The sequence below is a fragment of the Pseudomonas sp. P9_2 genome (assembly GCF_034008255.1).
Classification (GTDB): Bacteria; Pseudomonadota; Gammaproteobacteria; order Pseudomonadales; family Pseudomonadaceae; genus Aquipseudomonas; species Aquipseudomonas synxantha_A.
The window spans coordinates 3,820,004-3,838,669 of sequence record NZ_CP125376.1 but is presented as its reverse complement, the minus strand read 5'-3'; the positions used below and the strand labels follow the sequence as shown (position 1 = coordinate 3,838,669).

The window sequence follows — 18,666 nt, the reverse complement described above, 5'->3', positions numbered from 1 at the left end:
ATGACCCTCACCACCGTCAAACATAACGTCCAGCTGTCGGAACTCGATGCCTGGGGCACCGTGGCCGACCTCGGCTCACAGATCCTTGAAGGCGAGGTGCGCGCCTTCGGCAAGATGACATTCGGCGCGCCTACCGATGCGGTCAGCAGCGCCTATTTCGGCACCACCCGGGGCAAGTTCCGCATGGTCTACCCGTTCGCCGAACAAGCTACCGTGGTCACCGGCGAGGTGATACTCACCGATGAGTCCACCGGCCAGTCCAACCGCTACAAGGCCGGTGACAGCTGGTTTGTGACCAAGGGCACGCCGGTGCTGTGGGAAGTGGTCAGCGAGAGTTTCGTCAAACACTACTTCGCCGTCGTTTAAGGAGCCTTGCCATGAGCACTTCTTCTGACTGGATCACCGTGGGCGCCCTGGCCGACGGCTTTGCACCCGAGGCGTTCATCCTGCCGAACCTCGCCGACCTGGCCGGCCAGACCTTCACCTTGCACTTCGCCAATGGCTGGCAGATCGAACACCGTTTCGAGCAGGAGCGCCTGGCCTGGCACGCTGCCGATGGTCACTCCAGCGGCAGCGCAGCCTACCGCGCCAGTTCGATTCGCCCGGGTCTGTACCTGGTGGATTTCATCAAGCACGAGGCCGGGCAAAGCTGGTCGATCAGCCTGGTGCTGGACACGCCGAATGCGTCGTTTACCGCCGTGATTGGCCGTCTGCCGGATCAGGCAGAGACCCATGAAGGGCTCTATCACCGCGCCCTGGCCGGCAAGCCGCTGACCTCGGTGCACGCCGACTTCCTCCACGGCAGCCTCGACCGGCCCTGGCAGGACGGCCACTGCCTGCACGCGCCGACCGACGAGCTGGTGGGCCTGCGCAACCAGTATCGCTATAGCCCCAGCGAGGTCTACGAGCACATCTACCTCAACCCGCAATTCTACGCCTGGCAATGCCTTGAGGGTGTGGAGAAAGGCTTGTGCGACACCGACCGCTGCCATTACTACAAGATCGCCGAGCAGCTGTACCTGTTCGTCTGGCAGGAGAAGATCGTGCCCACCCTCGGCCTGGTGCTGATCGACCTGCAACAACACCGCAGCGACGGCAAAATCTTCGGCTACGCGGGGGCATCCTTCGACGCGCTGTCGAACTTCCCGATCAGTTCCTATTGCCAGGTGCTCAACCGCACGGAGTACCCCCGTGACTGAGCCGCGCACGGTGGTGATCACCGGGGCCGGCACCGGCATCGGCGCCGCTTGTGCCCGGCTGTACGCGCAGGAAGGCGCACGGCTGGTACTGATCGGCCGGCGCCGCGAGCCACTGGAACAGGTGGCGCAGGCCAGCGGCGGCCTGATCCTGGTGGGCGATGCCGCCTGCCCCGACACCTGGGATGGTTTTATCCGCGAGATTCACGCCCACTACGGGCGTATCGATGTGCTGCTGGCGTGTGCCGGCGGTCATGGCCTGGGCAGCGCGACCCAGACCAGCCCGTCTACGTGGGAAGCGGCGCTGCGCAGTAATCTGGACAGCGCGTTCTACAGTGCCCGCGCCTGCCTGCCGCTGTTGCAGGAAAGCGCCGGCAGTGTCGTGCTGATCGGCTCCATCGCCTCGCTCGCGGCGGGACCCGAGGTGTGCGGCTACACCACGGCCAAACATGCGTTGCTCGGGCTCAATCGCTCGCTGGCACGGGACTACGGCCCCCACGGCGTGCGCGTGAACGCGGTGTGCCCGGGCTGGGTGCACACGCCGATGGCCGATGCCGAGATGCAGCCGTTGATGGAAGCGTACGGCGACACCTTGCAGCAGGCGTACGAGCGCGTGTGTGCCGATGTGCCGCTGCGCCGCGCCGCCCGGGCCGAAGAGATCGCCAAGGTATGCCGCTTCCTGGCCAGCGACGACGCATCGATCATTACCGGGGCGACCTTGTTGGCGGACGGCGGGTCCAGCATCGTCGACGTGCCGACTCTGGCGTTTACGCGCCTGGAGCCTGCCCATGCCCAATGACCTGGATTTCAGCGGCCAAGTCGTGCTGGTCACCGGCGGCGCCCAAGGGATTGGCCTGGGCATCGTCCAAGCCTTTGCCCAACGCGGTGCGCGGGTGGTGATTGCTGATCGCCTGCTTGAACAAGCTGAAAGGGTGGCCGCTGGGTTGTGCGCGCAGGGCTATCAGGTCGAGGCCGTGGGCGTTGACCTGGCGCAAGCCGAGGCGGTATTCGCCTGCGTTCAAGGGTTGGCGCAACTGGATATTGTGGTGCACAACGCTGGCTATTTCCCGCTGACCGCGTTCGCTGACATCACCCCGGCGATCTTGCAACGCACCTTGGCGGTGAACCTCTCGGCGCTGTTCTGGCTGACCCAGGCGGCGTTACCGATGTTTCGTGAGCAAGGCCGGGGTTGCGTGCTGGTGACGTCTTCGGTCACCGGCAACCGGGTGGGTTATCCGGGGCTGAGCCACTATGCGGCGTCAAAGGCTGGGGTGAATGGGTTTATCCGCAACGCGGCGTTGGAACTGGCGCCGTTGAATGTGCGGGTCAATGGCGTGGAACCGGGCATGATCGCCACGCCGGCGATGAGCAACCTGGGCGATGCCGCGCTGAATGAGAGCATCGCCAGCCGTGTGCCACTGGGGCGTTTGGGCGCGGCTGCGGATATTGCCGGCGCGATGCTGTTTCTGGCTTCTGACCTGGCTGGCTATATCACCGGGCAGACCTTGGTGGTCGATGGTGGCTCCACCCTGCCCGAATAACGGGGACCCATGTGGGAGGGGGCTTGCTCCCGATAGCGATGGTTCAGTCAAATATCCAATGGCTGACACACTGCTATCGGGAGCAAGTCGAATCGTCGCACCGCCCCTCCCACATTGGATCTCCTGCAGCCTGAAGGATCTGTTTATGCCCCCACCGCCTGCAACCGGCTGGAGCGAAAATCCTTGGGCGACACCTCGAACTGCTTCTTGAACGAACGGCTGAAGTGCGCCGAGTCGGTAAAGCCCCACTTGTAGGCAATCGAGGTGATCGACTCGCTACGCAGGAAGGGGTTGGTCAAGTCGTCCGCACTGCGCTTGAGCCGTGCGCGCTGGATGTAGCGGCAGACGCTGTCGTCCTGCTCCTCGAACAAACGGTACAGGTGCCGCACCGAGATATTCAGGCGGTTGGCCAGGCCAATCGGGCTCAGGCCAGGCTGGCCCAACGACTCATCAATGACCTTTTGCACATAGCTGCGCAGATTATTGCCCTGCAACGCAGCAACGCCCTCGCGGCACTCATCGCCCTGCTCCAGCGCCGAGCCCAGCAGCGACACAAAGGCCGCCTGCAGCGCGTCCACTTGCGTGGCGTCGTCATCAGTGTCGTCCTTGCACAGCTGATCCATCAACACATGCAACATACGCCCACAGGCTTTGGTCGAGGAGATCTTGCCGAACGCCAGCGCCTGGCCGCCCAGGTGCTTGCACACCTCGGTGCGCGGCAACGACAGCGAGGCATGTTCGATCAAACCAAAGGGGGTGATTTCGATCGAGCCCACCGAGTCCATCAACAGCATCTCGCCGGGGGCCAGCTGCACGGTATGCTCGTTTTGGGTGATCTGCGAATAGCCGCTGCGCTGGCTGACCAGGAAGCACTCCTGGTCATTGTCGTGATCGGCGTGGTGCGTCGGGCGTTTGATCAGCCCGGCATTGGTGCGCAGGATGGCCAAGCCACGAGGCAAGTTGTGGATCTCGCCAATAAACAGCGAACGGTTGAAGGCCAGTTCGGTATCGAAGTGGCCGCACGCGGCGCGCAGTTCGCGGTTCCAGCTGTCGAGCCCGTCGGGTGCATGCTGTGGGATGCTCATGGGGGTGTCTCCGCAGTGGCGTTCTTTTTGTTGTTCTGATGCAATAGTTAACATGTTATCTATATGCACGCAACAACAACCTGTTTGCCCTTTGCAGAAGCACTAATGATGCCAATCACAGCGTCGACAGCGCCCGCTTGATACCCGCCAACGCCGCCAGTAAATGGTTGCGTTGCTCAGGGCTTACAGCAATGTAACGCCGAAACGCAGGCATCCGATTGACCACCTCACTCCCGCCCATATGCTCCAGGCGCACACACCATTGCCGGTCCTTGAGATCAATGCGCAGGCGCTTGAAATCCAGCGGCATCAGCGCCTGGAACAACCCGCTGTCGGCCAGCAAGCGCGCCTGTAGCTCACACGCCAGAGCCTGGCTGCCGGAGCGCCGGCGCAAGCGGATACCGTTGCGCCGAATAGCGCCGCCATGGTGCACCTCGAAGCTGCCAGCGCCACTCGCTGAAGCCGGTACGCGCAGGACGCACTCGGTCAGCACCAGGTGCATCAACAACTGCGACTCGGTGCGCTCGACAATCTCGAAGTTCACACCGTCCACTTCAAGCGTCGCCAGGCCCAGATCACGCCGCAAGCGCGCCAGGGTCACCCCAGGTCGATAACCGCTCGGTGCACGGTCTGCGCTGAACAGCTCACACAGTTTTTGCCGCAAAGTCGTTATAACCATCATGGGCAGGCCCCGGTTCATGACTGAATTCCTTGGCCAACACCTCCTCGACGCAGGCTGGCTTGAAGGGGTTGACCTTCTGCACCACCAGGGTCCAGAACAACGCATAGGTGGCGGTCACGCCGAGCATCACCCCAAACGGCACATAAATGTCGGCCGGGTTCATGCCGGGCGGGGTGATAAACCACATGCCCAGCAGGATGCCGATGCTGGAGACGATCTGCGGCAGCGGGAACCACGGCGAGCGATAGGCCCTGGGCAGGTCCGGACGGCGAATGCGCAGGATCACCACCGACAGCGTCACCAATAGGTAAGCAAAACTCCACGCGCACACCGCCGCCAGCACCAGGTGCATGATGTTGTCGGTATTGCCGCCCAGGTACAGCGCGTGCAGGCACGGGATCAGCATCGCCACCAGAATGCACAGCAACGGCGTCTTGAAGCGCGGGTGCAGGTAGGTGAACACCTTCGGCAACGCGCCATCCACCGCCATGCCGTAGAGGATACGCGGCACACCGGCCATCAAGGTATTGATGGTCGCAGCACCGGCGAAGAGAAAACCGATACCCAGCCACAGCGGCCCGATCTGCCCCATCACCTGTTCAGCGAACCGTGGGATAGCCATGGGTGTGTCCAACAGGTGCACGCCGGAGGCGGCGTCGAGCACCACGTTTTCCACCTGGCGCTTCATCGCGGCGCCATAGATAAACATGCACGTCGCCACGCCCATCAGCCCGAGCATCATCGCCCGTGGCATCACCTTGGCCGACTGGCGCAGGTCCGGCGCCAGCGGGGTGACGAACTCGCAGCCGACGAACATGAACATCGCCATGCCCACCAGCGACAGCACGGTGACCAGGTCGGTGCCCACCAGTGATTCCCCGAACCAGCCATCCAACTGCACCGCTGGCGCGGCGATCAGGCCCAGCACACCGAACACCATCAGGGTGGTCCACATGCCGAACGTGAGGATAATCTCTGCGCGGCCAAAGGCGCTGACCCCGAAAGCATTCAGCACCCCGAACACCAGCACGAACCCCACGCCCAGCAACCACGAGCCGCCGGCCGATTCTGCCAGGGTATTGAGGTGTTCGAAGTTCACCAGCGCCATGACCCCGGCGAGGATGGTTTCGGCGGTGCCGGCGAACACATGCACGATCAGATACGCCGACAGGGTGCCGGTGATCGCGAAGAACCGGCCCATGCCGCAATTGATGTAGTCGTACACCGAACCGGTGGTGGGCAGCATCGACGCGGCCTCGGCGAAGGTGGTCGCCTGGGCCAGCATCATCACCACGGCGATCAGCATTGCCAGGGCAAACGCACTTCCGCCGATGCCGAAGCCCATGGTGGCGGTAAGAATCACCGGGCTGGCCATGATCAGGCCAATGGTGCTGGCCAACGCGGTGGGGAAACCTACCGTGCCTCGGTTGAGGTGCGCGGTGAGTCGGTCGTTGATCGACATGGTGGGGTCCTCGAAAGCGGTTTTTTTAGTGTGTCGGCACTCTGCGCCCCACCCGCGTTGATCGTCTTGCCCCTGTCTGCCGCTGGTTTTGTAGCTGCCTGCCACGGCGTAGCACCTGGCGGCCAGGGTCAATTCCCTGGCACGCATGGCAAAGACTTGGCTTGACGCCCCTCGCCCTAATGCGCCCTCACTCTTAACCAAGATGGGGACAATAACAATGGAGCACACACTGAAAAACCGCCGTCTACGCCAAGCGGTCGTCATAGGCGTCGCGCTGTTGGCCGGGCAAGCTCATGCCGTCGAGTTGTACGCCGATGCCGACACCCAGGTCACGGGAAACTTCCTCGCTGTGTATGGGATGTTCAACAGTCCGAAAAATTACGACGGCCGCCGCGGCGGCTCCACCTGGCGTGAGGCGTTTATCAAGTACGGCCTGAGCGTCGAGCAAAACCTGGGTAGCCTGGGCGGCGTGTATGGCACGGCCAACCTGGTGAGTTCCGGCACCTGGGGGGATGGCGATGCATCCGGGGTCACCAACGGCACCGAGCGCACCACCAAGTTTGACGAAGCCTTCGCCGGCTGGCGCTCCGGCGAGCTGTTCCCGGCACTGGGCACAGACGGTGTAGACCTGTCGTTCGGCCGCCAGGTCATCATGCTGGGCGACGGTTTTATCATCAACGACGACGGCCCCAACCTCGGCAATGGCGTAGGCGACGGCGAGTTCAATCGCGGCGGCGCCTACTACATTGCCGCGCGCCATGCCTTCGACAAGACTGCGGTGATTCGCCTGGGTGGCAAGGACGGCGTGCATGGCAGCCTGATGTGGATCAAGTCCGACAACCGCGCCCAAGCCAGAACCGAAATGGCTGCGGGCACCCTGGAATACAGCGCCGCCCCGGGCACCCTGGGGCTCACCTATATACACGGGATCGACGTGGATGAGCGTTTCGCTACCGACCTGCAACGCCAGCGCAAAGGCATGAACCTCTACAGCCTGCGCGGTGCCGGCAGTGCCGGCATCAACAACGCCCACTTCGCCTTCGAACTGGCCCGCCAGGACCGCCGCGACAGCCAGCAGAACGCTGGGTACGCCGAAGCCGGCTACACCTTCGCCGACCTGCCCTGGTCGCCGGACCTGACCTACCGGTACGCCCGTTATTCAAAAAACTGGGACGGCATGTTCGCAGGCTTCAACCGCGGCTATGGCACCTGGGTACAGGGCGAAGTGGCGGGCAACTATTCCGGCCCCTACAACAGCAACACAGCGGTGCAACACGTGGCGCTCAAGGTCAAGCCGCTGGACAACCTCACCCTCGGCGCACTGTTCTTTGACTACAACACCGTTAGCACCCGTGGCCAGTTGAACCTGGATGGCCGCGAACTGGACCTGTACGCCGAATGGGCGGTGAACGACCACCTGATCATCACGCCGCTGCTGGGCCTGTACAAACCCGATAAAGCGGCCGACACCGGCGGCAACCAGGTCGGCGGCAACGGCACCAATGTCTACAGTCAGTTGGTGGTGGCCGTACCGTTCTGAACCACCTCGGGCGCGCAGGGAGGCAGCGCCCGGACCTCGGCGTAGGCGCCCTGGTGATAGAGCAACGGCGCACGGCCGAAGTCATCGAACGCCACCACCTTGCCGATCATGATCCAGTGATCGCCGCCATCGATCTGCTGGTACTTCTCGCAGTGAAAGCGCGCCGAGCAATCGGCGAACACCGGCGAGCCGCCCTCCCCCGGCTCGTATTTGATCAGGGCGAAGCGGTCTTCACGGGGGCGCGCAAAGTTGTTGGACAGATGCACCTGGTCCGCCGCCAGCACGTTCACCGCAAAATGACTGGCCTCCTCGAACACTGCATGGCTGTTGGAGCGCTTGTCGATGCTCCACAGCACCAGCGGTGGGTCCAGGGACACCGAGTTGAAACTGTTGGCGGTCACGCCGACCTTGCGCCCGGAAGCGGTGGCGGCAGTGACCACCGTCACACCGGTGGCGAAGTTGCCGAGGGCGCGGCGAAAGGCCCGTGGGTCGAAAACGTCAGACATGCAAGACTCCCGGGTGGCCGCTCGTGGCCGCCCTTATTGTTATGGGTGATAGACGCGGCTACACCATGCTCGGGTCGGGTTCCAGACCCATCAGCTCACGGCCGAGGATCTGCGCGCACACGTCGTAGTCGGTATAGGCATGGGCGCCTGTCATATGGGAATCGCGGAACAGGCGCTGCATCTCGTTATGTTCGAACCAGGCATTGCCACCCGCGGCGGCGAACAGGCGATCCACCGCTTCGATGCACATTTTGGTGGCATAGGCCTGATTGGTGCGCCAGAACGCCAGGGTCTGGCGCGTCGGGTAACGTTGGGCGGCGCTGTGCTCGGCGTGTTCCTGCCAGGTCTTCTCCAGGAACGCCCGGGCGGCGGCCACCTGATGGGTGGACTCGGCCAGGCGCATCAACGCCGGGGTGGCGGCGCCCACAGCGGCACCGGTGTAGGCGCGCACCCGGGTCTTGGTTTTTTCGCGGAACACGTCGAGCATGCGCTCGGCCACACCAAGGCTGACGGTGGAAAAGCCACTGGCGAAATACGGTCGATAAGGCGCGTAGAAAATCTGGCTGTCCGGGTAGAGGCCAAAGCCTGCGGACTTGCCCTCCATCATGTCCCTGGCCTTCTGGATACGGTGCTCGGGCACCCAGGCGTTGTCGATAATCAAGGTTTTGGTGCCGCTGCCTTTCATGCCGGCAGCGAACCAGTCGTCGCGAATCTGATAGTCACTGCGCGGCAGCACGGCAAAGCAGTAATCCTGGGTGCCTTCGGCATTCTGGCGGCGGCAGCCGACAATTGCCCACTCACCATGGTCGCAGCCGCTGCTCCAGCCCATCTCGCCGCTGAAGTACACGCCGCCTTCGCCCTCGGTGACCCGACCAAACGGCGCAATACTGCTGCTGGCCGTGGCATCCGGGTTGGCACCCCAGATTTCCTCCTGCAACCGAGCCGAGAACAGCGCCAGCTGATGGCTGTGGGTGCACAACAAACTCATGGCCCAGGCGGTGCTGGCACAACTGCCGGCAAGCAAGGCGATGCAGTCGGCGAATTCGGGCAATGACAGCTCGAGTCCGCCGTACGCCTTGGGCTGAAAGGCGCGGTGCAGGCCGATGCTTTTGAGCAAGGCGATATTCTCATCCGGCACTTGGCGCAGCTGTTCGGCGCGGCTGGCATTGGCGGCGATGGCCGGCAGGAGGGGCTTGAGGTCTTCGAGGAGCGGGTTTGGCTTTTTCATGGACAGCCCTGCTTATTATTGGAAGTCCGGCAGGCGCTCCAGATCGCGGAACGGCACGGGATGCAGGGCCAGTATCGAACGGCTCACGCAGGCGGAGAATGCACATTCGGCAGGCAAACTTGTACTTTTCACAGGTGCGGCAGGCACAGGCATAAAACCTGGCAGGCACAGTCAAGCCGCTTATCGGTGCGTTGGTTACCCTCGGGTTTTCTTTATGAACTGCCAGGAACCTGCCATGAGCGATATCCCGCTGCTGCCCCAAGTCGAAGCCTTTCTGCGTCGCCGCCATGGGGTGTTTATCGACGGTGTCAACGTGCGCAGCCACGCCACTGAAAGCCTGAGCGTGACCAACCCCGCCAACGGCCAGGTGATCGCCGAAGTCGCCGATGCTGACCTGGCCGATATCGACGCAGCGGTCGCGTCCGCCAACCGCGGTTTCCAACTGTGGTCCCAGGCCGCCCCCGCCACCCGTGGCAACGTGCTGCTGAAACTGGCCGACCTGCTGGAACAGCACCGTGAAGAACTGGCGCAGATCGAAACCTGCCAGTCGGGCAAGATCATCCAGATTTCCCGCGCTTTCGAGGTCGACCAGGCCGCGCACTTCCTGCGCTACTACGCTGGCTGGGCCACCAAGCTCAGCGGCCAGACCCTGACCCCATCCCTGCCTTCATTCAATGGCGAGCGCTACACCGCCTTTACCCTGCGCGAGCCGGTGGGCGTGGTGGTTGGCATCGTGCCGTGGAATTTCTCGACCATGATCGCCATCTGGAAACTCGCCTCGGCGCTGGTGACCGGCTGCAGCATCATTATCAAGCCCAGCGAATTCACGCCGCTGACCCTGCTGCGCATCGCTGAACTGGCCATCGACGCCGGGCTGCCGGCGGGTGTGCTCAGTGTGCTCACCGGCGGCGGCCATGTCGGCAAAGGGCTGGTGGAACACCCCGGCACGCACAAGGTTTCATTCACCGGCTCAGTGCCCACCGGCATCGCCGTCGGCCGCAGCGCCATGGGCGCCGGCCTCACCCGTGCAACCCTGGAACTGGGTGGCAAGAATGCTGCCGGCTTCCTGCCCGATATGGACGTGGACAAGGCAGTGGACGGCATCATCGAAGCGGGCTTTTTGCATTCGGGGCAAATCTGCGCGGCGGCCGAACGCTTTTTCGTGCACCGCTCGCAAATCGACGCCGTGCTGGAAAAACTCAAGACGCGCCTCGGCCGCCTGAATATCGGCTCACCGCTGGACGAACACACCGAATTCGGCCCGGTCACACACCAGCAGCACCAGCACAAACTGCTCGGCTACTTCAACCAGGCTCGCGCCGAAAACAACACGATCATCCACGGCGGCCACCTTATCGACCGGCCTGGTTGCTACGTCGAACCCACGGTGATCCTCGCCAACCACCTGCACGACACCCTGCTCAATGAGGAAACCTTCGGCCCTATCGCCACCTTCCTGCCCTACGATGACGAAGAAGAACTGCTGGCGCTGATGAACCACGGGCCCTACGGGTTGAGCGCCAGCCTGTGGACCAACGACCTGGGCAAGGCCCTGCGCATGATCCCGGCGATCAAGGCAGGCACCTTGTGGGTGAACATGCACACCTTGCTCGACCCGGCAGTGCCGTTTGGTGGGTGCCGGTCTTCGGGGGTTGGGCGGGAGTTTGGCAGTGCGTTTATTGAGGATTACACCGAGCTCAAGTCGGTGATGATTCGGTATTGATTGGGGGGGTAGTGCACATCTGGTTTGGTGTACACCGCCCCCTCCCACATTTGGATCGCATTGCATCAGTGAGATAGCTGTCTTTGTCAGCCACTACTTGCTGCTTTCAAAAAAGCACTCGCCTAACTGAACGGAACCACCGCCTCTGCCTCCACCTCGATCAACCATTCCGGCAACGACAACCCACTGACCATAATCCACGAAGACGGCGGCGGGTTGTGTGCGAAGCGCTGACGCAGAGCCTCAGCAATCGGCTCCTGCTGATCTCGTGCAGTTTCGACGATATACAACCGCAGCATGATCACATGGGACAGATCGCCCCCCACCTCGGCCAGCACTTTTTCGACATTGTCCAATGCCGTGGCCGTCTGCTCGGCAATGCCTGGGCCCACCGTGCGCTCTTGAGCATCCACGCCCACCTGCCCGGAAAGCATGATCCGCCGACCATCCGGCACTTCCATGGCCTGGCTGAAACCGTATTGCAGGGAGTTGAATACCGTCGTGGGATTAATAACCTTTCGTTGCATGACCAATCCTTGTTTGTCAGTAGGAAGACAAGGCTAACCCAGAGAAACTGCCCACACTGACGGTTCAACATCCAGCAACATGTTCATGGATGAAGCGCTGGCCTGATGAATAAACGCAAATTCAACAAGCAATGACGTTCCTATGTGGGAGGGGGCTTGCTCCCGATGAGGTAGTGTCAATCAATACATCTGTGACTGACCCACCGCCATCGGGGGCAAGTCGAATCGTCGCACCGCCCCTCCCACATTTTGATCTCACTGCATCAGTGAGGTAGCTGTGCCTGGGAGCGCGGGCCAGGCTACCAGGTGCCCATCGTCAGGCTGTGCGGTGAAAACTCTGCGAACTGCCAGCGCAGTGCCAAGGCTGCCGGACGGCGGACCACGTGCTCCACCGTCACCGTCCACAAGCGCTGCGCGCCCTCAAACTCGGCCACTGGCGGCCCGCTGAGAATCAACGATGTACGCCCCGCCACTTGCAGCACGTCGCCCGTCTCAAAATCCACAAACAGCAACCCCGCTACCGGGTTGGCGTGCAGGTTACCGAGGGTGTTGAAGAACAGGTTGCCGGCAAAATCGGGAATGGTCAGCACGTTGCCTTCCACCCGCACAAACCCCGTGTTGCCGCCGCGATGGGAAACGTCCACCGCGCGTTCGCCGTGCTGGTCCACGTAGCTGGCGACGAAGAAGGTGTCGGCGTTGCTGATCAGCGCTTGTGCGGCGGCGTCCAGGCTGGTGCTGCGCTCGGCTGTATCGCCAGGTTTGCGCGCAACCCCAGCGACGGGCCGCAGTTGGATGTACTTGGGGCAGTTGCCGAAGGTGTGCACCACGTTCACCGCAAAGCCGTCATGATCCAGCGCTCCGATCCGACCGTTCATGCGGTTGCGACGCCGGGTGCCGAGATCGATGCCGAGCAGGCCAACGGACGCGCCATGAGTGATGCCAGCCCAGGCCGGGTCGCTTCTGGCGGGCAGGCTGTCGATTTGCAGCGCCTGTGGATCCGGTGAATGGGCAAACCCTGGCGCGCCCTCCAGCATGGTCGCCCAGGGGATACCCTGTTCGTCCACCACACCCAGAATGAGGTAAGGCAACAACGGATAAAAATCACGATGCTGCTCGGGCAAATAATCACGAATGACCTTCGGCCCAATCATGGCCATGCGTTCGGCGACGCCTGCACTTTCCTGCAATTGCCGTTCGCCGACATGCCAAGGGGATTGTTCGATCGTATTCATGGCGATCACCTCTGGTTTGATAACCGAATGCTGCGCCTACCCAACCCTGCAGAGAATGCCCACCCTGGGCAATCCACTATTACGCCAACTGAAATGCCGGATGTTCGCGCAACGCGGTGACGCAGTAGTCGACAAAACTGCGCACGCGCATCGGCGCATGGCGGCCTTCGCGGTAGATCACATGCACCGGCAGCGGCGGCATTTCAAAGGCCGGCAAGACACGACGCAGTTGGCCATTTATGAGGTGATCATGAACCGGATAACTGAGGCAACGAATCACCCCCGCGCCCTGCACCGCCGCATTGATCGCGCCTTGGACCGTGGCGCAACTGAGGCGGGCGCGGGCGTTGAGGGTGTAATGCAGGAAATCCCATCGCAGCGCTTCGGCGCTGGCAATCAGATGATGTTGCTTGAGGTCGGCCGGATGCCGGGGCTCGCCTTTGGCCGCCAAATACGTGGGGCTGGCGCACAGCAGGGTGCGCACCTGGCCGACCTGCCGTGCAATCAGCGACGAGTTGGGCAGCTCACCCACCCACACCGCCACGTCAAACCCCTCTTCGTGCAGGTTGGGGTAATAGTCGTGGTAGTTAGCAGTGACACGCACCGCCGGGTAGCGATCCATGTAGCCGGCCAGCAATGGCGCCATGACATAGCGACTGAACAACAACGGCAGGCATATCCGCAGGTTGCCCTGGGCGTGCACATGGGCGCCGTTGGCCGAGGCTTCGGCCGCATCCACCGCTGCCAGCAGGCGTACACAGTCGGCAAGATAAGCCTGGCCTGCATCGGTGAGGTTGACCCCGCGTGTGCTGCGCTGCAGCAACACCACCCGCAGGCGTGCCTCCAGGCGCGCAACCGCACGTACCAGGGTCGGGCCGGAGACCTGGGCACGGCGTGCCGCCGACGCCAGGCTGGGTTGCCCGGCCAGCGCGACAAACAGCTGCATATCGCGAAAGCGCTCCATCAGGTGCGCCGCTTCGTCGCCGGGTTCAGGGCCGGGTCCTGCCCGAGGCGATGGCTTAAGAAATCCACAAAGGTATTGACCTTGGCCGGTATGCGGCCGTTTTGCTGGAACACCACGTGGATCGGCAGCGGTGCCGGTTCGAAAGCCTCCAGCACCAGATCCAGCTCACCCGCCGCCACCGCTGCCGCCACCTGATAGGACAGCACCCGGGTCATGCCCCAGCCCAGGCGCGCCAGGTTGATTGCGGCATTGTTCGCCGTAACGCTCAGGCGCGGCTCAATGGCTACCTTGAGCGGCCGCCCGGCGTCGACGAACGTCCATTCACTGACCAGTTGGCTGGACGATGAGGTGACGATCCTGGCTTCTCGCAATTGCTCAGGCCGCTGCGGGCGCCCATGTTGGTCCAGATAAGCCGGCGATGCGCACACCACCCGGCGCACTTCACCGACCTTGACCGCCTGCTGCCCGGGTTCGTGCAGATGGCCGATACGCACCGCTACATCGACGCCTTCATCGGCCATATTGACCACACGGTCGACCAGCAAGGCACTGATGTTCACCAGGGGGAACTGGTCCAGGTACTCCCCCAGCACAGGCGCCACATACAGCTCGCCAAACAGCACCGGTGCGGTCACTGTCAGGTGACCGCCGGGGATGGAGTAACTGCCCGCTGCCGCTTCCTCGGCCTCTTCCAGTTCGGCGAGGATGCGCCGGCAATCTTCCAGGTAACGCTGGCCGGCATCGGTCAGGTGCAGGCTGCGCGTGGTGCGTGCCAGCAGTTGCGTACCGATGCGCTGTTCCATAGCGGCAATGGCGCGGGTCACGCTGGGTGGCGAGGTCTTCAGGCGGCGTGCAGCAGCCGCAAACCCCTCCTCCTCGGCCACCGCCAGGAACACCTGCATTTCATGAAATCGGTCCATCGGCATCCCTTGATCGTTACTGTGATTGCAGCCCCACCGCCGTGCGCGGCATAGCGATAAACCCCGGCAAGGCTTCGATACTGGCAAGCCAGGCACGCACCTCAGGGTAGTCGGCCAGCGACACGTTGCCTTCCGGCGCATGGGCCACGTAGGTGTAGAACGCGATATCGGCAATGCTTGGCTGATCACCAGCCAGAAAACGGCTCTCGCCCAGCTGCTGCTCCATCACGTTAAGCAAGGCATGGGCACGGTTGATCGCGCTGACAGTGTCCACCTCGGCGCCAAACACCGTGGCCAAGCGCGCCGTGGCGGGCCCCGCATGGAGTTGACCGGCGGCGGCCGACAGCCAGCGTTGGACCCGCGCTTGCCCGATGGGCTCGCTTGGCAACCACTGCCCTTTGCCATAGGTACTGGCAAGGTAGACCAAAATCGCATTGGAGTCGGCCAAGACAGTACCGCCGTCATCGATCACCGGTACCTGGCCGAAGCGGTTGAGATTAGCAATGAATTCGGGCGTTTTATGCGCACCTTGCTTGAGGTCCACCAGGATAAATTCATTGGGCAAGCCCAGCAGGGACAACATCAGCTCGACCCGATGGGAGTGGCCGGACAATGGAAAACCATAAAGTTTGATCGCAGGCTGGGTCATGAAAGGCTCCAAAAGAATGGGTATCGACGCCAGGCATATTCCACTGCCGCCTCAGTCGGCGGAATGACCAGAATTTACAATCCAGCATTTCATTGGGCGAAACAATCACCTGTCCAAAATTCTCGGCGCCGGCGTCGCAATTTCATGAAAAAAATTCAAACTATCGTCCTTCCTATCGTTCACACCTTCACGTGCAACGTTAAGTAGGAGGCGACATGCAATACCGACAACTGGGTCATTCCGGCCTGCTGGTATCGGAAATCATCCTGGGCACCGTGCCCTTTGGCGGTCGTGCGGAGTTCGAAAAATGCGGCGCGGTGGACGTGCCCCTGGCCAGGCGCATGTTCGATATCGCGTTCGATGCCGGGGTGAATATGATTGACACCGCTGACCTCTACTCCCACGGCCTGGCCGAGGAGGTAGTCGGCAAGGCGCTGGGTGACAAGCGCAACGATATCCTGCTGGCTACCAAGGGCCGCAGCCCGGTGGACCAGAACCCGAACAATTCCGGCTCATCGCGCTATCACCTGATTCGCGCCTGCGAAGCCAGTTTGAAGCGCTTGGGCACTGACCATATCGACCTGTACCAACTGCATAACTGGGACGGCATGACGCCGATCGAAGAGACTCTCGAAGCCCTGCGCCTGTTGGTCGGTTCGGGCAAGATCCGCTACTTCGGCACCAGCAACTTCACGGCCTGGCAGATGATGAAAACCCTGGGCAAGGCTGAACTGCACGGCATGCTCAAGCCCATCACCCAGCAGATCTACTACACCCCGGAATCCCGTGAAGCCGAGTACGAATTGCTGCCGTTGGCCTTGGACCAGCACGTCGGTACTTTGGTATGGGGCCCGATGGGCGAAGGCTTGCTGACCGGCTCGACCCGACGCGGGCACAAGCCGCCGGCCAATACCCGCCAGGGCAGCGGCTGGCCGGAACCCTATGTGCATGACCAGGAGCGTGCCCTGGACATTATCGAAACCCTTGCCGCCGTCGGTGATGAGCATGGCGTCTCGGTCGCCCGTACCTGCCTGGCCTGGCTCAAGGATCGGCCGGGGATCACCTCGCTGATCGTCGGAGCGCGTACCGAAGAGCACCTGCGCGATAACCTTGCCGCGACTGAACTGAAGCTGACCGAGGAACAATCGTCACGCATCGAGGCGGTCACCCGGCGTCAGCCGTTGTATCCCTATTGGCATCGCTTTACGGCCGGGATTGATCGTTTTGATCCTGCGGAACAGCCGTTCCTGGCCGAGCACCAGAAGACCATGGATGCGCGCAAGAACAAGTAAACACAGCCCTGAATGTGGGAGCGAGCTTGCTCGCGAAAGACGTCATCGATAACGCGTGGTTCCTGATTAAACGTGGCGCCTGTGCGTTTTTCGCAAGCAAGCTCGCGCCTACAAAGAACCTTAAGCCCGCGCCCACATTTTCGGGTTGCACCGAATAGCAATGCTGCCTATATTTGCCGCCTGGCGCTCTCTACGCCACCTTCCGCGGAAAGGGCTGCGCCCAGGACATCCCAGCTCTACCTCATTTCTACGACTCCCAACCTTGAAGCGGAAAAGGTTTGTGCAAGGAGATCGTATGTCGCAACGCCCTTTAGCCTCAAACACCGACGGCCGCCTCAACCTTGAGCAGCAGCGCAAGCGCGCCAAGGAACTGTTGTCGCGCCTGAAAAGCCAAGACCCCAGCGCAACCTTGTCCCAGGCGCAATGGCAGGTCGCCAAACAGCTGGGCTTCGCCAGTTGGCCCAAGCTCAAGGCCCACGTCGACGCCATCGACTTTGCCGCCCGCCACCCTGGTTTCGAGGCCAGCGATGAATCCCGTACCACCCATTGGCGGTGTGGCAACGATATTGCCCACAGCCTGCAACTGGCCGGGTTCAAGGGCCAGTTCCGGATGCTCACCGACCCGTTGTGCATGGGGCCAGTGCGTGAACTGCCCAGCGAAGCGTTCCGCGCGATGCGCAGTACCTTTATCAGTCAGGCCTTTGCCCTTGACCCCACTGAAGTCGCGCATCGCGTCAACGATGAATACAACCAACTACAAGCCTTGACCAACGCCGATCACAGTGTGCTGTGGTGCGAGGCGGACGCCTACGATCAATTGTTTCTGGTGCGCGCCCTGGCCGGCCTTGAACAGGCGCCGCGCAAGCTGGAGCTGATTGAGGCCGGCCGCATTCCCGGAGTCGAGCGATTTATCGGCATAGGCCAATTGGCCCCCGATGTGCTGGCCTGGCTCTGGCCGCAGCGGCGCTTGATCGACGACGACGCAGTGCAATTGGCCAAACGGGCCTGGTCGGCTTACTGCGACAGCTCACCGCTCAAGCTCGCGGAACTGGCCCGTGGCAATCACCCTGCCCTGCCTTTTCTGGCGCCGGCGTTACAGCGCCAGCTACAGGAGTTGCCGGGTATCGAGGACGGTTTGTCGCTGACTGAACGTTTGTCCCTGAGGTATATCGCCGAGGCCGGGCCTGTGCCTTTCGGCCGGGTGTTTGCCGAGTTGATGGCCAAGCGCGAGCCGCTGCCTTTCCTGGGCGACATGATGTTCCATGCGCTGCTGCGCCCATTGATTGATGGGGCGGCGCCGCTGCTGATCGAGTCCGAAACGGGCGTGGAGTGGCCGCGCCGCGTATTGGCGTTGACGCCACTGGCGCAGCAGGTGCTGGACGGCGACGCCTGCTGGCTGGACCACGCCAGCCATGAGCGTTGGGTCGGCGGTGTGTGCCTGCGGCCACGGCAAGCTCATTGGGCACTGGGCCTTGCTGATCAGCCCGTCTGGCTTGACTGATGCTACGCGATACGATCAGCGCTTGGGAAACAACCCCACGGCACATGCCACCACAGTCGGGTCGCCCTGGTAGACCGCCCGCGGGCTCATCGAAGGCTGGGGCGACCGGCCGTCCACGGCGCGCAGCATGGGCCACTCAGCGGTCGGAGAACTGTGTGCCGGATCGACGATTTCCATGCAGCGACGCAGGGAGGTGAAGTCTGGTGACTGTGACAACGACAGGTGCAGGGTCTGGCTGACCGAGACCGACACCACAGAGCGCTGCGCACATTGCCCGTCATAGATCAGCGTGTGGCGGATCAACGGGTTGTCATGGCAGTACTTGAGCAGGTTGACCTGCCGCGAGTGCACTAGCGCAGTGTTGATGATCAGCAGGTCAAACGCCACAACGCCCGAGCGTGTCAGTGCCTGCAACTCGTCGAACGAACTCAACGGCGCAATGCGGTGATAGCCCAGCTGGTTGAGCATTTTCTCGATCTTGATCCGTTGCAAAAGCTCTGCATCGGCAATCAGAAGGCGTAACGCTTTATTGGACATAGGGTAAACCTGACAGTTGGGCATCCGCGTCGATCATTCAACGCTGAGCAAAGTAACCGTCAGGGGTGAACCCTGACTTTA

General features: G+C 62.2%; 18 protein-coding genes and 1 pseudogene. 8 read left to right on the top strand and 11 right to left on the bottom strand.

What is annotated here, in order from left to right; all coding sequences use genetic code 11:
- The 4 genes from QMK52_RS17255 to QMK52_RS17240 are packed head-to-tail and all read left to right on the top strand — an operon-like array spanning position 1 to position 2,737.
- Entirely contained in the window at positions 1–366 is a 366-nt protein-coding gene (locus QMK52_RS17255; protein WP_320403131.1) for a cupin domain-containing protein, read from the top strand.
- A gap of 11 nt (positions 367–377) precedes the next feature.
- Complete coding sequence (locus QMK52_RS17250) at positions 378–1,199, top strand: molybdenum cofactor biosynthesis F family protein (RefSeq protein WP_320403130.1); 822 nt, start codon at positions 378–380, stop codon at positions 1,197–1,199.
- Positions 1,192–1,995, top strand: coding sequence for an SDR family oxidoreductase (locus QMK52_RS17245; RefSeq protein ID WP_320403129.1), 804 nt, complete (start codon positions 1,192–1,194; stop codon positions 1,993–1,995). Before QMK52_RS17250 ends, QMK52_RS17245 begins: the two co-directional genes overlap by 8 nt.
- The gene (locus QMK52_RS17240; RefSeq protein ID WP_005789553.1) at positions 1,985–2,737 is read left to right on the top strand and encodes an SDR family oxidoreductase; all 753 of its coding nucleotides are present in this window, start codon (positions 1,985–1,987) and stop codon (positions 2,735–2,737) included. Before QMK52_RS17245 ends, QMK52_RS17240 begins: the two co-directional genes overlap by 11 nt.
- Before the next feature lie 143 nt (positions 2,738–2,880).
- Here QMK52_RS17240 and feaR read toward each other — a convergent pair whose 3' ends face one another.
- The 3 genes from feaR to QMK52_RS17225 form a co-directional block, all read right to left on the bottom strand.
- A complete protein-coding gene (feaR, locus tag QMK52_RS17235; protein ID WP_320403128.1) occupies positions 2,881–3,822 on the bottom strand; it encodes a transcriptional regulator FeaR in 942 nt (313 codons plus the stop codon).
- Positions 3,823–3,937: 115 nt separating this feature from the next.
- Positions 3,938–4,504: a DUF3156 family protein gene (locus QMK52_RS17230; RefSeq protein WP_320403127.1), complete on the bottom strand. Its 567-nt coding sequence runs from the start codon at positions 4,502–4,504 to the stop codon at positions 3,938–3,940.
- Positions 4,467–5,966 (bottom strand): APC family permease, encoded by a 1,500-nt coding sequence (locus QMK52_RS17225; RefSeq protein ID WP_194438705.1) that lies wholly within the window; start codon positions 5,964–5,966, stop codon positions 4,467–4,469. The genes QMK52_RS17230 and QMK52_RS17225 overlap by 38 nt, the downstream gene beginning before the upstream one ends.
- Positions 5,967–6,183: 217 nt before the next feature.
- Here QMK52_RS17225 and QMK52_RS17220 point away from each other — a divergent pair, with 217 nt between their 5' ends.
- A complete protein-coding gene (locus QMK52_RS17220) occupies positions 6,184–7,506 on the top strand; it encodes a hypothetical protein (RefSeq protein ID WP_320403126.1) in 1,323 nt (440 codons plus the stop codon).
- 32 nt (positions 7,507–7,538) lie between these two features.
- Here the strand turns inward: QMK52_RS17220 and QMK52_RS17215 are convergent.
- Together QMK52_RS17215 and QMK52_RS17210 are read right to left on the bottom strand one after the other, a co-directional pair.
- Positions 7,539–8,012, bottom strand: a pseudogene (locus QMK52_RS17215) (flavin reductase family protein); the annotation flags it as partial.
- 58 nt (positions 8,013–8,070) lie between these two features.
- Positions 8,071–9,240, bottom strand: a complete 1,170-nt coding sequence (locus tag QMK52_RS17210; protein ID WP_320403125.1) for a p-hydroxyphenylacetate 3-hydroxylase oxygenase component — start codon at positions 9,238–9,240, stop codon at positions 8,071–8,073.
- A gap of 235 nt (positions 9,241–9,475) precedes the next feature.
- On the opposite strand from QMK52_RS17210, the gene QMK52_RS17205 reads away from it, so the two are divergent.
- Positions 9,476–10,963: an aldehyde dehydrogenase family protein gene (locus QMK52_RS17205; protein WP_320403124.1), complete on the top strand. Its 1,488-nt coding sequence runs from the start codon at positions 9,476–9,478 to the stop codon at positions 10,961–10,963.
- A 122-nt stretch (positions 10,964–11,085) separates the two neighbouring features.
- Here the strand turns inward: QMK52_RS17205 and QMK52_RS17200 are convergent, their stop codons facing one another.
- From QMK52_RS17200 to QMK52_RS17180, 5 genes are all read right to left on the bottom strand, one after another.
- Positions 11,086–11,490 carry a RidA family protein gene (locus QMK52_RS17200; protein WP_005789567.1) on the bottom strand — a complete coding sequence of 135 codons (405 nt, stop codon included), beginning with the start codon at positions 11,488–11,490 and terminating at the stop codon, positions 11,086–11,088.
- A gap of 299 nt (positions 11,491–11,789) precedes the next feature.
- Complete coding sequence (locus tag QMK52_RS17195) at positions 11,790–12,722, bottom strand: pyridoxamine 5'-phosphate oxidase family protein (RefSeq protein ID WP_320403123.1); 933 nt, start codon at positions 12,720–12,722, stop codon at positions 11,790–11,792.
- Positions 12,723–12,801: 79 nt separating this feature from the next.
- Complete coding sequence (locus tag QMK52_RS17190) at positions 12,802–13,686, bottom strand: LysR family transcriptional regulator (protein ID WP_005789571.1); 885 nt, start codon at positions 13,684–13,686, stop codon at positions 12,802–12,804.
- Entirely contained in the window at positions 13,686–14,606 is a 921-nt protein-coding gene (locus tag QMK52_RS17185) for a LysR family transcriptional regulator (protein WP_320403122.1), read from the bottom strand. The genes QMK52_RS17190 and QMK52_RS17185 overlap by 1 nt, the downstream gene beginning before the upstream one ends.
- 16 nt (positions 14,607–14,622) lie before the next feature.
- The gene (locus tag QMK52_RS17180) at positions 14,623–15,255 is read right to left on the bottom strand and encodes a glutathione S-transferase (RefSeq protein ID WP_320403121.1); all 633 of its coding nucleotides are present in this window, start codon (positions 15,253–15,255) and stop codon (positions 14,623–14,625) included.
- A 215-nt stretch (positions 15,256–15,470) separates the two neighbouring features.
- On the opposite strand from QMK52_RS17180, the gene QMK52_RS17175 reads away from it, so the two are divergent.
- Together QMK52_RS17175 and QMK52_RS17170 are read left to right on the top strand one after the other, a co-directional pair.
- The gene (locus tag QMK52_RS17175; protein WP_320403120.1) at positions 15,471–16,547 is read left to right on the top strand and encodes an aldo/keto reductase; all 1,077 of its coding nucleotides are present in this window, start codon (positions 15,471–15,473) and stop codon (positions 16,545–16,547) included.
- A gap of 295 nt (positions 16,548–16,842) precedes the next feature.
- A complete protein-coding gene (locus QMK52_RS17170; RefSeq protein ID WP_320403119.1) occupies positions 16,843–18,048 on the top strand; it encodes a DUF1835 domain-containing protein in 1,206 nt (401 codons plus the stop codon).
- Between the two features lie 15 nt (positions 18,049–18,063).
- On the opposite strand, the gene QMK52_RS17165 is transcribed toward QMK52_RS17170, so the two are convergent.
- Entirely contained in the window at positions 18,064–18,585 is a 522-nt protein-coding gene (locus QMK52_RS17165) for a hypothetical protein (RefSeq protein ID WP_005789584.1), read from the bottom strand.
- Positions 18,586–18,666 lie beyond the last annotated feature (81 nt).

What these genes read in the sequence shown, in the direction of transcription:
- QMK52_RS17255 (WP_320403131.1), top strand. Translation starts at nt 1, where the DNA reads ATGACCCTCACCACCGTCAAACATAACGTCCAGCTGTCGGAACTCGAT.
- QMK52_RS17250 (WP_320403130.1), top strand. Translation starts at nt 378, where the DNA reads ATGAGCACTTCTTCTGACTGGATCACCGTGGGCGCCCTGGCCGACGGC.
- QMK52_RS17240 (WP_005789553.1), top strand. Translation starts at nt 1,985, where the DNA reads ATGCCCAATGACCTGGATTTCAGCGGCCAAGTCGTGCTGGTCACCGGC.
- feaR (WP_320403128.1), bottom strand. Translation starts at nt 3,822, where the DNA reads ATGAGCATCCCACAGCATGCACCCGACGGGCTCGACAGCTGGAACCGC.
- QMK52_RS17230 (WP_320403127.1), bottom strand. Translation starts at nt 4,504, where the DNA reads ATGATGGTTATAACGACTTTGCGGCAAAAACTGTGTGAGCTGTTCAGC.
- QMK52_RS17225 (WP_194438705.1), bottom strand. Translation starts at nt 5,966, where the DNA reads ATGTCGATCAACGACCGACTCACCGCGCACCTCAACCGAGGCACGGTA.
- QMK52_RS17220 (WP_320403126.1), top strand. Translation starts at nt 6,184, where the DNA reads ATGGAGCACACACTGAAAAACCGCCGTCTACGCCAAGCGGTCGTCATA.
- QMK52_RS17210 (WP_320403125.1), bottom strand. Translation starts at nt 9,240, where the DNA reads ATGAAAAAGCCAAACCCGCTCCTCGAAGACCTCAAGCCCCTCCTGCCG.
- QMK52_RS17205 (WP_320403124.1), top strand. Translation starts at nt 9,476, where the DNA reads ATGAGCGATATCCCGCTGCTGCCCCAAGTCGAAGCCTTTCTGCGTCGC.
- QMK52_RS17200 (WP_005789567.1), bottom strand. Translation starts at nt 11,490, where the DNA reads ATGCAACGAAAGGTTATTAATCCCACGACGGTATTCAACTCCCTGCAA.
- QMK52_RS17195 (WP_320403123.1), bottom strand. Translation starts at nt 12,722, where the DNA reads ATGAATACGATCGAACAATCCCCTTGGCATGTCGGCGAACGGCAATTG.
- QMK52_RS17190 (WP_005789571.1), bottom strand. Translation starts at nt 13,686, where the DNA reads ATGGAGCGCTTTCGCGATATGCAGCTGTTTGTCGCGCTGGCCGGGCAA.
- QMK52_RS17185 (WP_320403122.1), bottom strand. Translation starts at nt 14,606, where the DNA reads ATGGACCGATTTCATGAAATGCAGGTGTTCCTGGCGGTGGCCGAGGAG.
- QMK52_RS17180 (WP_320403121.1), bottom strand. Translation starts at nt 15,255, where the DNA reads ATGACCCAGCCTGCGATCAAACTTTATGGTTTTCCATTGTCCGGCCAC.
- QMK52_RS17175 (WP_320403120.1), top strand. Translation starts at nt 15,471, where the DNA reads ATGCAATACCGACAACTGGGTCATTCCGGCCTGCTGGTATCGGAAATC.
- QMK52_RS17170 (WP_320403119.1), top strand. Translation starts at nt 16,843, where the DNA reads ATGTCGCAACGCCCTTTAGCCTCAAACACCGACGGCCGCCTCAACCTT.
- QMK52_RS17165 (WP_005789584.1), bottom strand. Translation starts at nt 18,585, where the DNA reads ATGTCCAATAAAGCGTTACGCCTTCTGATTGCCGATGCAGAGCTTTTG.